General features: G+C 71.9%; 10 protein-coding genes. 7 read left to right on the top strand and 3 right to left on the bottom strand.

Annotation, left to right across the window (positions count from 1 at the left end):
• Window position 1: 1 nt before the first annotated feature.
• From OG344_RS16905 to OG344_RS16895, 3 genes are all read right to left on the bottom strand, one after another.
• Window positions 2–1,447: an MFS transporter gene (locus tag OG344_RS16905; RefSeq protein WP_405083936.1), complete on the bottom strand. Its 1,446-nt coding sequence runs from the start codon at window positions 1,445–1,447 to the stop codon at window positions 2–4.
• A gap of 53 nt (window positions 1,448–1,500) precedes the next feature.
• Window positions 1,501–3,135, bottom strand: a complete 1,635-nt coding sequence (locus tag OG344_RS16900; RefSeq protein ID WP_405083935.1) for an FAD-binding oxidoreductase — start codon at window positions 3,133–3,135, stop codon at window positions 1,501–1,503.
• A 116-nt stretch (window positions 3,136–3,251) separates the two neighbouring features.
• Window positions 3,252–3,926 (bottom strand): GPR1/FUN34/YaaH family transporter, encoded by a 675-nt coding sequence (locus OG344_RS16895; protein ID WP_405083934.1) that lies wholly within the window; start codon window positions 3,924–3,926, stop codon window positions 3,252–3,254.
• A 189-nt stretch (window positions 3,927–4,115) separates the two neighbouring features.
• On the opposite strand from OG344_RS16895, the gene pabB reads away from it, so the two are divergent.
• The 7 genes from pabB (at window position 4,116) to OG344_RS16860 (ending at window position 14,411) form a co-directional block, all read left to right on the top strand.
• Window positions 4,116–6,281 (top strand): aminodeoxychorismate synthase component I, encoded by a 2,166-nt coding sequence (gene pabB, locus OG344_RS16890; RefSeq protein ID WP_405083933.1) that lies wholly within the window; start codon window positions 4,116–4,118, stop codon window positions 6,279–6,281.
• Window positions 6,278–7,735: a 4-hydroxyphenylacetate 3-hydroxylase family protein gene (locus tag OG344_RS16885; RefSeq protein WP_405083932.1), complete on the top strand. Its 1,458-nt coding sequence runs from the start codon at window positions 6,278–6,280 to the stop codon at window positions 7,733–7,735. The genes pabB and OG344_RS16885 overlap by 4 nt, the downstream gene beginning before the upstream one ends.
• Window positions 7,732–9,492, top strand: coding sequence for an ABC transporter ATP-binding protein (locus tag OG344_RS16880; RefSeq protein ID WP_405083931.1), 1,761 nt, complete (start codon window positions 7,732–7,734; stop codon window positions 9,490–9,492). Before OG344_RS16885 ends, OG344_RS16880 begins: the two co-directional genes overlap by 4 nt.
• Entirely contained in the window at window positions 9,489–11,276 is a 1,788-nt protein-coding gene (locus OG344_RS16875; protein WP_405083930.1) for an ABC transporter ATP-binding protein, read from the top strand. Before OG344_RS16880 ends, OG344_RS16875 begins: the two co-directional genes overlap by 4 nt.
• A complete protein-coding gene (locus tag OG344_RS16870; protein ID WP_405083929.1) occupies window positions 11,264–12,748 on the top strand; it encodes an FAD-dependent monooxygenase in 1,485 nt (494 codons plus the stop codon). Before OG344_RS16875 ends, OG344_RS16870 begins: the two co-directional genes overlap by 13 nt.
• A 106-nt stretch (window positions 12,749–12,854) precedes the next feature.
• On the top strand, window positions 12,855–13,547 hold the full coding sequence (locus OG344_RS16865; RefSeq protein WP_405083928.1) for a class I SAM-dependent methyltransferase: 693 nt from the start codon (window positions 12,855–12,857) through the stop codon (window positions 13,545–13,547).
• Between the two features lie 33 nt (window positions 13,548–13,580).
• The gene (locus tag OG344_RS16860; RefSeq protein WP_405083927.1) at window positions 13,581–14,411 is read left to right on the top strand and encodes a DUF5602 domain-containing protein; all 831 of its coding nucleotides are present in this window, start codon (window positions 13,581–13,583) and stop codon (window positions 14,409–14,411) included.
• Window positions 14,412–14,491: the final 80 nt, after the last annotated feature.

The raw sequence follows: 14,491 nt of genomic DNA, 5'->3' as shown, positions 1-14,491 counted from the left end.
CTCAGGAGGTCCGGGACCTGCCGATGATCAGGGCGGCGAGCAGCGCCGCCACGGCGAAGCCCGCGCCGGTCAGGAAGGTCGCCTGCATACCCTGGCTGAACACGTACCCGTCGAGGGCCTCCTTGGAGAGGCCGGCCGGCGGGTGCTCGGTCGCGCGAGTGCTCGCCGCGGTGGCGATGACCACGATCACGGCGAGAGCGAGGGACGACCCGACGTTCTGCACCATGCTCACCACGCTGGAGGCCGCACCGGCGTCCTCGCTCTCGACGCCCGAGGTGGCGCGGCTGAACGCGGGGATGATCGCCATGGCGACACCGGCCCCGACGAGCACCAGCGAGGGCAGCACACCGGTCCAGTAGCCGTCGCCGATGTCCATCCGCAGCAGCCAGGCGTTGGAGATCAGCAGCAGCACCGCGCCGATCAGCGCGACCATCCGCCCGCCGATCCTGGGTTCGAGGCGGACGGCGAGGCTCGCCGCGCCGGTCATGCCGACGGAGACGGCCAGGAAGGCGAACGCGGTGGTCAGGGTGCTGTAGCCGAGGACGATCTGGAAATACTGGCTGAGGTAGAAGAACAGGCCGATCTGCGCGCCCGGCGTGATCATCAGCACCAGGTAGGCCCCGACGCGGCTCCGGTCGGTGAACAGCCTCAGGTCGAGCAGCGGCTGCCTGGCCCGCCTGCTGATCAGCACGAACAGCGCGAGGAGCACCAGGCCGGCCGCGACGGAGCCGATGACCCAGCCGTTGAGCCAGTCGCCGCCCTGCGAGGTGGTGAGCCCGTAGACGATCGCGACGATGCCCAGGGTGGCGCTCAGCGCGCCCGCGAGGTCGAACCGCCCGGGACGGCGCGGTGTCTCGGCGATCACCATCGGGCCCAGCACCAGCAGAACGAGGCCGAAGACCGCGCTGGGCAGCAGCACCACGCGCCAGGAACTGATCGTGCCGAGCAGCCCCACCAGCATCAGCCCGACGGCCGCGCCCGCGCCGCCCGCGACCGTGTACGCGCTGATCGCCCGGCGGCGCAGCGGGCCCTCCTCGAACATGCTGACGATCAGGGCCAGCACGCACGGCGTGGCGAGCGCCGCGCCGACGCCCTGGGCTCCCCGGGCCGCGATGACCAGCCAGGCGTCCGGAGCGAGCGCGCGGGCCAGGCAGCCCGCGGTGTAGAAGGCGACGCCCGCGACGAACACCCGGCGCTTGCCGAGGATGTCACCGGCTCTGCCGCCGAGCAGCAGCAGGCCGCCGTACGGGAGAAGGTAGGCGTTGACGACCCAGGAGAGCTCGGCCTGGGACATCTGGAGCGCCTGACCGATCCCGGCCAGCGAGATGCTGATCACCATCTCGTCGACCATGATGAGCGCCCAGAAGGCCACCACGACGGACAGGGCGATCAGGCTCTTGCCCCTGATTCCGTCGGAGACGGTCCGGGTTGACGGATGAGTGAGCATGGAGATCCTCCGGCTCCGGATTCGCGCCGCGGGCGCGGGGGGTGTGCTTCGTGCTAGGAGGGCAGGCCGATGGACAGGCCGTGCCGGAAGACGTTGCGCGGGTCGTACCTCTTCTTGATCCGCTGCAGTCTGGGGTAGTTGTCGCGGTAGTAGAGCGCGTGCCAGGGAGTGCCGGAGGTGTTCCACGCCGGGTCGGCCAGGTCCCTGTCGGGGTAGTTGACGAACGCCCCGCCGTTGACGGCGTTCGGCACGGGCACCCCGCCGGTGTCCTGGTAGAGCTCCCGGTAGAGGTTCCGGACCCACGCCATGTTGGTCTCGTCCTCGTACGCGCTGCTCCAGCCGCCGGCGGTGAAGTAGACCCGCAGGACGGAGTCGCGGTGGACGGCGGCGGTCGCGCCGGGCGCAACGCTGTTGATCCGCCCGCCGAAGCCGGTGATGTTCACCAGGGCGTTGGGGTTGTAGTAGGAGTCGTCGCTGAGGTGCCGCCAGAGCGTCGCGATCTGCGCGGGCGTGTAGCTGCGGCGCAGGTCGGCGGTCTTGTTCTTCTGGCGTCCGGCGGGGTCGCTGACCCAGTTGCGGGGGTCGAGCCAGGCGGTGGTCTCCTGGACGTCGACCATCGGTTCGACGCCGACGCCGGAGGTGACGGCGGCGAAGTGGGCGTCGAGCATCGCCTGGCCGTTCGGCACCGACTCGTCCACGCCGGCCAGCAGCATCATCGTCCCGGCCGAGCGGTGGTTGGTGGTGAGCGTGCCCCACAGGTTCACTGCCGGGCTGCCCGGCGCGCTGTTGTTCTGGTACCAGGTGCAGTAGTTGCCGACCAGGGTGGTGAAGGCCTGCTCGGTCATCGCGTCCCACGACCACATGAGCAGGCGGGCCCGCTGGTTGCCGGTCCGGGGCAGGAGCCTGGCGGGGTCGGCGGACGTCACGCCCGGCGTCCTGAACCAGTAGCGGGTGACGATGCCGAAGTTGCCCGCGCCGCCGCCGGTGTGCGCCCAGAACAGGTCGCGGTCGGGGTCGGACGGGCTGTCGGTGGCGACGATGAGGCGGGGCCTGCCCGTGGCGTCGACGGTGACGACCTCGACCGCGTTCAGGTGGTCGACGCTGAGCCCGTGCTTGCGGGAGAAGAAGCCGTAGCCGCCGCCAGGGATGTGCCCGCCGACGCCGACGGTCGCGCAGCCGGTGAAGGGGATCATCACGCCCCAGCCCTTGAAGAGGGTCTCGGCCACCTCGCCGACGAGGGCGCCGGGCTCCACGGCGAAGGCCCCGCGCCGCACGTCGTGGTAGACCGCCGTCATCTGGGACAGGTCGACGACCGCCTTGACGTCCGAGGTGGTGGTGAAGTCCTCCATGCAGTGGCCGCCGGAGCGGGCGACCAGCCGCCTGCCCGCCGCCACGGCCGCGCCGACCGCGTCGACGACCTGCTCGGCCGAACCCACCACGGTGACCTGGTCGGGCGAACCGGTGAAGCGGGTGTTGTGCCCGCTGCGCAGGCTGTCGAAGCGGGGGTCGCCGGGCCGGACGACGAAGGGGCCGAACTCGGGCACGCACCGGGTGCCGGCGGTTGTGCCGGTGGTCAGGCCCGCGGTTCCGGCGGACGCCGGTGTGCCGCCCAGGGCGACCCCCGAGGCCAGGCCGGCCCCGGCCGCCGCCGCACCGGCCAGGAATCCCCGGCGGTTGTATACGGTCACGCTTTCCACTCCTCAATCGGCGAATTACCCGATCTCGGCGGGCGCCCTTCTCCGACGCCCGCCTGATCGAGTGGTTTTCGTTCTTTCCGGACCGTTCGCAGCGCTGGAATAAGGTTTCAGCTCTTGAACGGCTTGCCCACCGGGAACATCTTGCCGCCGAGGAAGGCGTTCAGCGAGCCGGCGAACAGGTACATGCCGATCAGCGGCATCGAGAAAATCGCGATGATGCCGAAGGGCAGGATCCACGGGTCACCCGCGGCACCGGGCCGCGCCACGCTGACGGCGACGAACAGCGTCAGCAGCGAGAAGTCGATGACGAGGAACAGCAGCCCGAAGATCTTCGGAAGGCGGAGCGTGGTGAGGGTCACCACGGTCATGAGCCCGAGCCAGACCAGGATGAAGTTGGCCTGGGCGCCGCGCTGCGCGGGCTCCGGAAGCTGGCCGAACCAGCTGTTGACGAGGCCGAACACGAGCATGGAGAAGCTCAGCCAAAAGGCGCCGAACAGGCCGAACATGGTCGCCTGCCAGCCGTCGCCGCGGCGGACGGCCCAGACGGTGGCGCCGATGAGGAGCACGCCGCAGAGGCTCATGATCGGCAGCGGTGCGGCGAGCGTGCTGGGGATGGTGACCTGGTTGAAGCCGGTCAGGAACAGGGCCAGCGCGAACGCCGCGGTCGCGAAGGCGGGGTACCCGAGGAGGCCCGGGTCGGCGGTCGCCGGCTGCTTTCCGGCGCTTGCCCGCTCCGTCGAGTGGTTGAGGTCGGGGAGTACGGGGATTTCAGTGGCGGTCATAGGACTCTCCGGTGGCCGGGATTCTGGCCTCGTGAACGTATTCGCGACGGATATCCATTGCCGTATCAATCCGCTCTCGCCCGCCGGGCCCCGCTCTCGGCCCGCTCTCACCTCGCTCTTTTCGCATTGTCCGCGACCAGGCCGCGGTTTATGCAAGTCGTAGCTTCACTGGTCGAGATGAGGGACCGTATGCGTACGCTACTGATCGACAACCATGATTCGTACACCTACAACCTCTTCCAACTGATGGCCCGGGTGTACGGCACGGAGCCGACGGTGGTGACCAACGACGACGCCGCGTGGCCCGGTCTGGACATCGGGGAGTTCGACGCGATCGTCGTCTCCCCCGGCCCCGGCCATCCGGGCCGGGACCGCGACCTCGGCGCCGTCCGGCAGGTGGTGGCGCGCACCACGGTCCCGCTTCTCGGGGTCTGCCTCGGCCACCAGGCGATCGCGTTGCTCTCGGGAGCCGACGTGGTGCCCGCGCCCCGGCCGCGGCACGGTCACCTGACCCGTGTGCGGCACACCGGCGAGGACCTCTTCCAGGGACTGCCCCAGGACTTCCAGGCGGTGCGCTACCACTCGCTGTGCGTGCCGGAGGAGGGCCTGCCCGCCTCACTCACGCCGACGGCGTGGGCGGAGGACGGCGTGCTCATGGGACTGCGGCACCGGGAGCGCCCCCTGTGGGGGGTGCAGTTCCACCCCGAGTCGATCGCGACCGAGCACGGCGCCCAACTGGTCGAGAACTTCGGCCGCCTCGCGGCGAAGGCGCTGGCGGAGCAGGGCAGGTCCCCCAGGTCTCCCAGGTCCCCCAGGTCGCTGCGCTCGGCTCGGGCGCCGCGACGGGCGGCCGTCCCGCCGGCGCCCCTCGCGTCCGGGACGCCGCCCGCCGCCGCCCGTCCGTGGCGGCTGCTGCACCGCGTGGTGCCGTACGAGGTGGACACGGCGGCGGCGTTCACGGACCTGTTCGGCGGTCTGGAGCACGCGTTCTGGCTGGACAGCAGCCGGGTGGAGCCCGGCCTGTCGCGGTTCTCCTTCCTCGGCGCGCCGGAGGGCCGGGACGGCGAGATCCTGAGCTACTCCGTCAGCGAGGGGCTCACGATCCGGAGCGGGCCGGGCCGGGAGACCGTCACCACCCCTGAGTCGATCTTCGAGGCCCTCCGGGCGCGGCTCGCCGAGCCGGTCCTCGACGTCCCCGACGTGCCCTTCGACCTCACCAGCGGATACGTGGGCTACTTCGGCTACGAGCTGAGGGCCGAGCTGGGCTCGCCGTGCCGGCACCGCGCCGCCACGCCCGACGCGGTGTGGCTGTCGGCCACCCGCCTGGTGGTGGTCGACCACGAGCAGCGGACCACCCACCTCATCGCGCTGACCCGGTCGCCGGACGACCCCGCCGCGTCGTCCTGGCTGGCCCGCGCCGAACGGCAGCTCGCCCGGTGGCGGCCGCCGCCGGGTGCCGACGCGCCCGCCGCCGACGGCCACGACCCCGAGCCCGGCCTGCTCCGCGCCAGGGACGGCTACCTGCGCGACGTCGAGGCGTGCCGGGGCAAGCTGCGCGAGGGCGAGAGCTACGAGATCTGCCTGACCACCCAGACCCGGCTGCCCGTGACCGGCGACCCGCTGGAGCTCTACCTCGCGCAGCGCGCGTCCAACCCCGCGCCGTACGCCGCCTTTCTGCGGCTGGGCGGCTTCGCCGTGCTCTGCTCGTCCCCCGAGCGGTTCCTGCGGATCCGGCCGGACCGGACCGTGGAGACGAAACCGATCAAGGGCACCGCGGCCCGGGGGCGCGGCCGCCGGGAGGACCTGCGGCTGCGGGCCCGGCTGACGACCGACCCCAAGGTCAGGGCCGAGAACCTGATGATCGTCGACCTGCTGCGCAACGACCTCGGGCGGGTCTGCGAGGTCGGCTCGGTCCACGTGCCCAGCTACATGGCGGTCGAGACGTACGCGACCGTCCACCAGCTGGTGTCCACGATCCAGGGCACGCTGCGGCCGGACGTCGACGCGATCGGCTGCGTCACCGCGTGCTTCCCCGGCGGGTCGATGACCGGCGCGCCCAAGCTGCGCACGATGGAGATCCTCGACGAGATGGAGCAGACGGCGCGCGGCGTCTACTCCGGGGCCATCGGCTTCCTCGGCCACAACGGCACGGCCGACCTCAACATCGTGATCCGCACCGCCGTGGCCACCGCCGAGGGCCTGACCGTGGGGGCGGGCGGCGCGATCGTGCTCGACTCCGATCCCGCCGAGGAGTTCGAGGAGATGCTGCTGAAGGCACGGGCGCCCCTCCGCGTGGCCGGGCCCCCGCTGTCGGCGTCGGAACCGGGGCTGCGCTGGGCGGAGGCGGCACGATGACCAGGACCGGCAAGGACTACCTCGACGCGCTGCGCGACGGCAGGACGATCTGGCTGGACGGCGAGCGGGTGGACGACCTGACCACCCATCCCGCCTTCCGGCGCTCGGTCCGCTCGATCGCCGACCTGTACGACCTGACGGCGGAGCATCCCGAGACGCTGACGGCGTCGGTGCCCGGCGTCGACGGGCCGGTGTCGCGCGCCTACCAGATCCCGCGGACGAAGGACGAGCTCAAGGCCAAGGGCAGGGCGTTCAAGCTGTGGTCGGAGGCGACGTTCGGGTTCCTCGGCCGCTCCCCCGACTACATGGCGTCGGCGGTGGCCGGGATGGCGACCGTGCCGGGCGTGCTGGCCCGCGACGGCTTCGACGGCTCGGCCAACCTGCTCGCGCACTGGCGGCGGATGGCCGAGGGCGACCTCTACCAGGCGCACACGCTGGTCAACCCGCAGATCGACCGTACGAAGGCGCCGTCGGAGCAGATGGAGGACGACCTCTGCCTGCGGGTCGTCGCCGAGCGCGACGACGGGATCGTCGTGCGCGGCGCCAAGATGATCGGCACCGCGGCGGCCCTCGCCGACGAGATCCTCGTCGGCGTCACCCAGCGCATGCCGCCGAGCGAGGCCGACTACGCGGTGAGCTTCTCCGTGCCGGTCGCGGCGCCCGGCATCTCCTTCGTCAGCCGGGCCTCCTACGAGGCCCGCGCCACCAGCGTCTTCGACTACCCGCTCGCCAGCCGCCTGGACGAGAACGACGCGCTCGTGGTCTACGACGACGTGTTCGTGCCGTGGGAGCGGGTCTTCGCCTACCGCGACCCCGAGGCCTGCCACGCGCAGTTCTGGAAGACCCCCGCGTTCGTCAGCTTCGTCCACCACGGCGCCACCCGGTTCTGGACCAAGCTGGAGTTCCTCACCGGAATCGCCATCCTCGTCGCCAAGGCCAACAACGTCTACGACATGCCGCCGGTGCGGATGCAGATCGGCAGGCTGCTGTCGTGGGTGAACACCGCCAAGGCGCTGGTCGTCGCCGCCGAGGAGCTGTGCGAGCCGGTGCCCGGCGCCGACGCGGTCATGCCGCACCGCGAGACGGCGTACGCCCAGCTCGCCGTGGGGCCGGACCTCTACCCCAAGGTGATCAACGAGATCAAGCTGCTGGCGGGCGGCGGGCTGATCCAGCTGCCGTCCTCCTACCGCGACCTGCTGCGGCCGGAGGTCGCCGCGCTCCTCGGCAAGTACGTGAAGTCCCCCGGGTACGACGCCGAGTCGCGGATCAAGCTGTTCAAGCTCGCCTGGGACGCGGTGGGCAGCGAGTTCGCCGGGCGGCACGACCAGTACGAGCGCTTCTACCACGGCGCGCCGCACGTGTACCTGCCCGCCCTCGTGCGCGAGGGCGACCCCGGCCGGTACGCCGCGCTGGCCGGCCGGTGCCTCGACGGCTACGAACTGGAGGACGGGTGAGCACCGCCCGGCCGCCGATGACCGCCGGCTCCCTCCTGCGCGCGTACGTGGGGTCGCAGCCGGCGGCCGTCGCGGTCATGGCCGGTCTGCTGGTCTTCTCCATCGGCCTGGAGATCGCCGAGCCGCGCATCGCCGCGCACTTCATCGAGTCGGTCCAGCTCGGCCGGGCCGAGAGCACGCTCGCCGGGATCGCCGCCGTGTTCCTGGCCGTGGCCGTGACGCGGCAGGCCGCCCGCATCGTGTCGGCGTACGCCAGCGAGCGGGTCTCGTGGACGGCCACCAACGCCGCCCGTGAGGACCTGACCGCGCACGTGCTGTCGCTGGACCTGACCTTCCACGAGTCGCGCCCGCCGGGCGAGCTGATCGAGCGCATCGACGGCGACGTCAACCAGGTGGCGGAGTTCTTCTCCAGCCTGATCGTCCACATCGCCGGCAACGTCCTGCTGGTGCTGGGCATCCTGATCGCCCTCGCCACCCTCGACTGGCGGGTCGGGCTCACCTTCACGGCGGTCACGATCCTGAGCTATCTGGCGCTGTCGCGGATCGCCGGGATCGCCGGGCTCAAGTGGGAGGACGACCGGGAGCAGAGCGCCCGGTTCTTCGGCTACGTCGGCGAGGCGACGATCGCCACCGAGGACCTGCGCTCGTCCGGCGCCACCGGCTACGCGATGGCGCGCTTCCACCGGCACCTGCGCGCCTGGCTGCCGGTGAAGGTCAGGGCCGAGGGCTGGGGCAGCGCCATCTGGGTCGTGCTGTCGATCGCGTTCACCGCCGGCACGGCGATCGCCTTCGGCTACGGCGGGGCCTTCTACCGCGACGGCAAGGTGTCACTGGCCGGCGTCTACCTGATCGTCGCGTACGCCGCGATGCTGAACACCCCCATGGAGGTGCTGCGCCACCAGGTGCAGACGCTGCAGCAGGCGATGGCCGCCACGCGGCGCATCGCCGAGCTGTTCGCCCACCGGTCCTCCCTCGCCGACGGGACCGCGACGATCCCCTCCGGCCCGCTGTCGGTGCGGTTCGACGACGTCAGCTTCGGCTACGGCCCCGAAAACGAGTCCGACGGCCCCGGGGATGGCATGGTCATGCGGGAGGTGTCGTTCGACGTCCCATCGGGGACCACGCTCGGGCTCGTCGGCCGGACCGGCGCGGGCAAGACCACCATCGCCTCCCTGCTGTTCCGCCTGTACGACGCGGGCCGGGGACGGGTGCTGGTCGGCGGCGTCGACGTCCGCGAGGCGGCCCTGGCGTCGCTGCGGTCGCGGATCGGGTTCGTGCCGCAGGACGTGCAGATCTTCGACGCCACCCTGCGGGAGAACCTGACCTTCTTCGACGAGCGGGCCGACGACCGGCGGCTGCTGGAGATCCTCGACGTGCTGGAGCTGCGGCCCTGGCTGGAGGGGCTGCCCGACGGGCTCTCCTCGCGGATCTCGCCCGGCACCCTGTCGGCCGGGCAGGCGCAGCTCGTCGCGCTGGCCCGGGTGTTCCTGACCGATCCGGGGCTGGTCGTGCTCGACGAGCCGTCCAGCAGGCTCGACCCGGTCACCGAGGCCCAGGTGGAGCGCGCGCTCGACCGGATGCTCGCCGGGCGCACCGCGATCGTGATCGCCCACCGGCTCGACACGATCCGCCGTACGGACCAGGTGATCGTGCTGGACACCGGCGCGATCGCCGAGCGGGGCGCCACCGCCGGCCTGCTGGCCGACCCGGGCTCCCGGCTGGCGCGGCTCTACCAGGTCGGGAAGGTGCTCACGTGAACGGACCGGCCGAGCCCTCCCCGCTGGGGTTCCTCTGGCGGCTGATCACCTACAGCCCCTGGCGCTACCTGCTGGCCGCCTCCGCGTGGGCGGTCTTCCATCTGTGGCCGCTGCTGCCCGGCGTGCTCGGCAAGCTGCTGTTCGACGTCCTGGAGGGCCGGGCGCCCGCCGGGATCACCGTGTGGACGGTGGTGGCGGTCGCGGTGGGCGCGGGCCTGGCCCGGTGCGTCGCGATCGTCGGCGCGACCGTGGCCTGGGCGGGCTGGTACCTGCGCGCCCGGGGGCTGATCCAGCGCAACCTGCTCGCCCTGGTGTTCCGCAAGCCGGGCGCGCAGCCGCTGCCGGCCGCCGCGGGCGAGAACATCTCCACCCTGCGGGACGACAGCGACGCCATCGCCATGATGGGCGGCTGGGGCTTCGACATGATGTCCGGGCTCATCTTCGCGGGCGGCGGGCTGGCGATCCTGCTCAGCGTCGACGTCCAGGTGACCCTGGTGGTCATGGCGCCGCTCGCGGTCGTCCTGGTCCTCGCGCAGCTCGCCCGCGCCCGCGCGTACCGCATCCGGGTGCGCAGCAGGGCGGCCACCGCCCAGGTCACCGGGACCATCCAGGAGATCGTGTCCGCGACCCGCGCGATCAAGGCGGCGGGCCGGGAACGCGAGGTCGTCGCCCGGCTGCGCCGCGACAACGAGGCGCGCAAGACCGCGATGATCCGCGACAAGGTGCAGAGCCTCGCCATCGACTCCGTCTTCAACAGCACCGCGAGCGTCGGCTCCGGCCTGATCCTGCTGCTGGCGGCGGGCCGGATGCGGTCCGGCGAGTTCACCACCGGCGACTTCGTGCTGTTCTCCACCTATCTCATGCAGGTGGCCGACTACACGTCCTTCATGGGCTATCTCGTGCGCACCTACCAGCAGGCCCGGGTCTCGTTCGTCCGGGCGGCCGCCATGCTGCCCGGCACGCCCTCGCGGACGCTGGTCGAGCACCACCCGCTGCACCTGCGCGAGGACGCGTCCCTCACCACGGCGCCACCGGAACCGGAGCCGCTGCGCGAGCTGGAGGCGCGGTCGCTGACGCACGTCTTCCCCGGCTCCGGGCGGGGGGTGCGCGAGGCGTCCTTCACGCTCCGGCCGGGGACCGTCACCGTCGTGACCGGCCCGGTGGGGTCGGGCAAGACGACGCTGCTGCGCACCGTGCTCGGCCTCTACGCGCCGCAGGACGGCGAGATCCGCTGGAACGGCGAGCGGGTCGACGCCCCGGGCGACTTCATGGTGCCGCCGCGCGTCGCCTACACCCCGCAGAACCCCGCCCTGCTGTCCGGCACGATCAGGGAGAACGTCCTTCTCGGCCTGCCGGACGACGGACGGGTCGAACGGGCGGCGGCCCTGGCCGTGCTCGGCCCCGACCTGGAGCGGCTCGGCGGCGGGCTCGACACGGAGATCGGCGTACGCGGCGTACGCCTCTCCGGCGGGCAGGCGCAGCGCACGGCCGCCGCCCGCATGTTCGCCCGCGACAGCGCGCTGCTGGTCATGGACGACCTGTCCAGCGCCCTCGACGTGGAGACCGAGCAGGAGCTGTGGCGGCGCGTCTTCGCCACCTCGGCGACCTGCCTCGCCGTCTCCCACCGGCCCGCCCTGCTGGAGCGGGCCGACCAGGTGCTGCTGCTGAAGGACGGCCGGATCGTCGCCGCGGGCCCGCTGGCCGAGCTGCTGCGGACGTCCCCGGACATGCGGACGCACTACCGCCCCGCCCCGCCAACGAGGAGTCGACAGTGGCACGTGTGATCATCGTCGGCGCCGGCCCCTCGGGGCTGGCGCTGGCCGGCGAGCTGGCGGCGGGCGGTGTCGACTGCCTCGTGGTGGAGAAGCGGTCGAGCCGCGCCGCCCTGTCCCGGGCCTTCACCGTGGAGCCCCGCACGATGGAGTTGCTCGACATGCGCGGCCGGGTCGCCGGGCTGCTGGCCGACGGCCGCCCCTGTGCGCATCCGCCGGTGGGCGACCGGAACGGCTACCTCGACTACGGCCTGCTCGACACGCCGTTCCCGTACAGCCTGGTCGTGCCGCAGCACCGCACCGAGGCCGCCCTGCAGGCCGCGGCCGAGCAGGCCGGCGCGGTGGTCCGCACCGGCGCCGAGGTGGTCGGCCTGCGTCAGGACGCGGAGTCCGCCGAGGTGGACGTGCGCGGCCCGGACGGCGCGGTGACGACCGAGCGCGCCGACTACGTGGTCGGCTGCGACGGCGTTAACAGCACCGTGCGCGAAGCGGTCGGCGTCGACTTCGAGGGCTGGAACTACGACGTCTCGGTCATGATGGGCGACATGCGGCTGCGCAACCCGCCGTCGCCGCCCGCCTACGCCCGCATCACCCGCCGGGGCATGGCGGCGCTGTTCCCCTTCAGGGACGACACCTACCGGGTCATCGTGTTCGACCACGAGAAGATGCACGTCCCGGCCTCGCTGCCGGTGACCCCGGCGGACCTGCGGGAGAGCTGCGCGGGCATCCTCGGCATCGACGTCGAGCCGTACGACCCGATCTGGCTGTCGCGGTTCCGCAGCTCGCAGCGCCACGCCCGGCGCTACCGCGTCGGCCGGGTGCTGCTGGCCGGCGACGCCGCCCACACGCACATCCCCTCCGGCGGCCAGGGCCTGCAGACGGGCATCCAGGACGCGTTCAACCTCGGCTGGAAGCTCCGCGCGGAGCTGGACGGGTGGGCCCCGCCGGGCCTCCTGGACAGCTACGAGGCCGAGCGCTACCCGATCGCCGCGGCGACCCTGCGCAAGACCGACCTCTCCTTCCGGTTCGAGACCTCGAACGGCGTGGCCGCGCGGCTGGTCCGCCAGGTCGTCACGAAGCTCGTCCGCGTCCGCGCGATCCAGCGGCTGAACCTGGAGCACCTGTCCGGGCTCACGCTGCGCTATCCGGCGGGCGACGGCGGGTCCTGGGCCGGGCGGCGGGTCCCCGACCGGCCGCTGACCGACGGCACGCGGCTGTTCGAGCGGTTCCGGGACGGCCGGTTCGTGCTGGCCGGCCCTCCGGGCGTCGCCGGCGACCTGGACGGCTGGGCCGGCCGGGTCGTCACCGCGGCCCTCGCCGAGCCGATCGGGCGCGGATGCCCGCCCGTGGTCCTCGTCCGGCCCGACGGATATGTGGCGTGGGGAGGCGGGGACGGGCGGGCCGACGCCGGCGAGCTCGGGGCGGCGCTGCGCCGCTGGTGCGGCGAGCCGCGGCCCGCCGGTATCGCACGGAGAGAAACGTGAGAGCCGCTTTTCCGACAATGAATTGCACTTAAAAAGCGTCGGAAAACTCCGGAGGCGGGCCATGCGAAATTATTCAGCCGAATCGTATGGCGATGCGATCGCCTCCGTGTTCGACGTCGTGAACGACGACCCGGTGGAAGTGGCCGCCATCGTGGAGTTCCTGCGCAGCCGCGCGGGGACCGGGCCGGTGCTGGAAGCGGGCATCGGGACGGGCCGGATCGGCATTCCACTGGCGGCGACCGGCGTCGAGGTGTTCGGCGTGGAAGTCAGCCGGGAAATGGTCAACCAGCTTCGCACGAAGCCGGGCGCGGAAAAGGTGACCGTCGAAGTCGGCGACATGAAGGAAATCGACTTCGGGCGCAAGTTCTCGCTCGTCTTCCTCGCGCAGGGCACCTTCGGCGCGCTGCTGTCCGAACCGGCGCAACGCTCGTACATGCGGCGCGTCCCGGAGATCCTCACCGAGGACGGCCGGCTCGTCGTGGAGACGATGGAGGTGGACGACTCCCGCTTCACCCACGACCAGTACGTCGCCACGTCACTGCTCGACGTCGACCACGTGGTGCTCAGCGCGGCCCTCCGCGACCCCGGGCACCAGGTGCTGAGCATCCAGAACGTGCTGCTCACCGCGCACGGCATCCAGCTCTACCCCGTGAAGTTCCGGTACTACACCGCCGGGCAGCTCGACGAGATGGCGGGTGACGCGGGACTGCGGCTGCTCGAACGCTACTCCGACTGGACCGAGGCCGACTACGCGCCGGGCTGCCTCCGGCACGTCTCGGTCTACGGCGCCCAGGACTGAACGACCCGTCACCGTCTGGAAGGCGACTCGCCGATGAACATCTCACCCCCCAGGACGCCGCGGCGGTACACCGTCGTGGTCGCGGCGCTCGGCGCCGCGGTATCCCTCACCAGCGGTTGCGCCCTGAACCTCGCCAACGCCAAGTGGTACACCACCACCTACGCGGGCGAGGCGCAGAGCGTGGGCCACGGCACCGCGCGGCCGTACGTCATCATCGACCAGGACGGCAACCCCACGGAGGTGGGGGTGCGCCTGTCGGCGACGGCGCTGGACGGGCTGCCCACCGAGGACACCGTCCCGCCGACGGAGACCATCCTGGAGTTCCCCAAGCAGGCGAAGGCCACGGTCTTCAACCACGTGATGCTCAACTGGTACAGCCACGGGCGCAAGCCGGCCGAGATCTTCGGCGAGCCGCACTTCGCCTTCCACTTCTACACGCCCGACCACCACACGGTGATGGACATCGATCCCAAGCTCCACCCGGACCGCGCCGGGAAGGTGCCGGAGAAGAAGTACGTCGCGCCCGACTACATCTCCGAGCCGGGCAACCCGGTGGAGATGACCAAGCCCCAGATGGGACTGCACTGGATTGACACGACGCGGCACTTCGGGCCGGTCGGCAGCGCCGAGGAGTTCCGCGAGGTCTTCGTCTACGGCTCCCACGACGGCAGGCTCATCTTCCAGGAGCCGCTGGCGACGCGGAAGTGGCTGCTGACCAAGCCCACCTTCAAGTCGGACATCCGCCAGCCGCAGGAGTACCAGCGCACCGGCTACTACCCGACCTTCTACGGCATCAAGTACGACGCCGCCACCAACGACTACGTGATCTCGCTGGGCGGCATGCGGATGCGCAAGGCGACGTAGGTCGTGTCCGGCACCCTCGGCCCGTCGCGCGAGGCCCAAGGCCCCCGGCCCCGCGCGGCGGGCGCCGCCGTCCCCGGTTT

This window comes from Microbispora sp. NBC_01389, assembly GCF_045040095.1.
Classification (GTDB): domain Bacteria; phylum Actinomycetota; class Actinomycetes; order Streptosporangiales; family Streptosporangiaceae; genus Microbispora.
The sequence above is the reverse complement of the archived record's forward strand: the minus strand, read 5'-3'. Positions and strand labels throughout refer to the sequence as shown.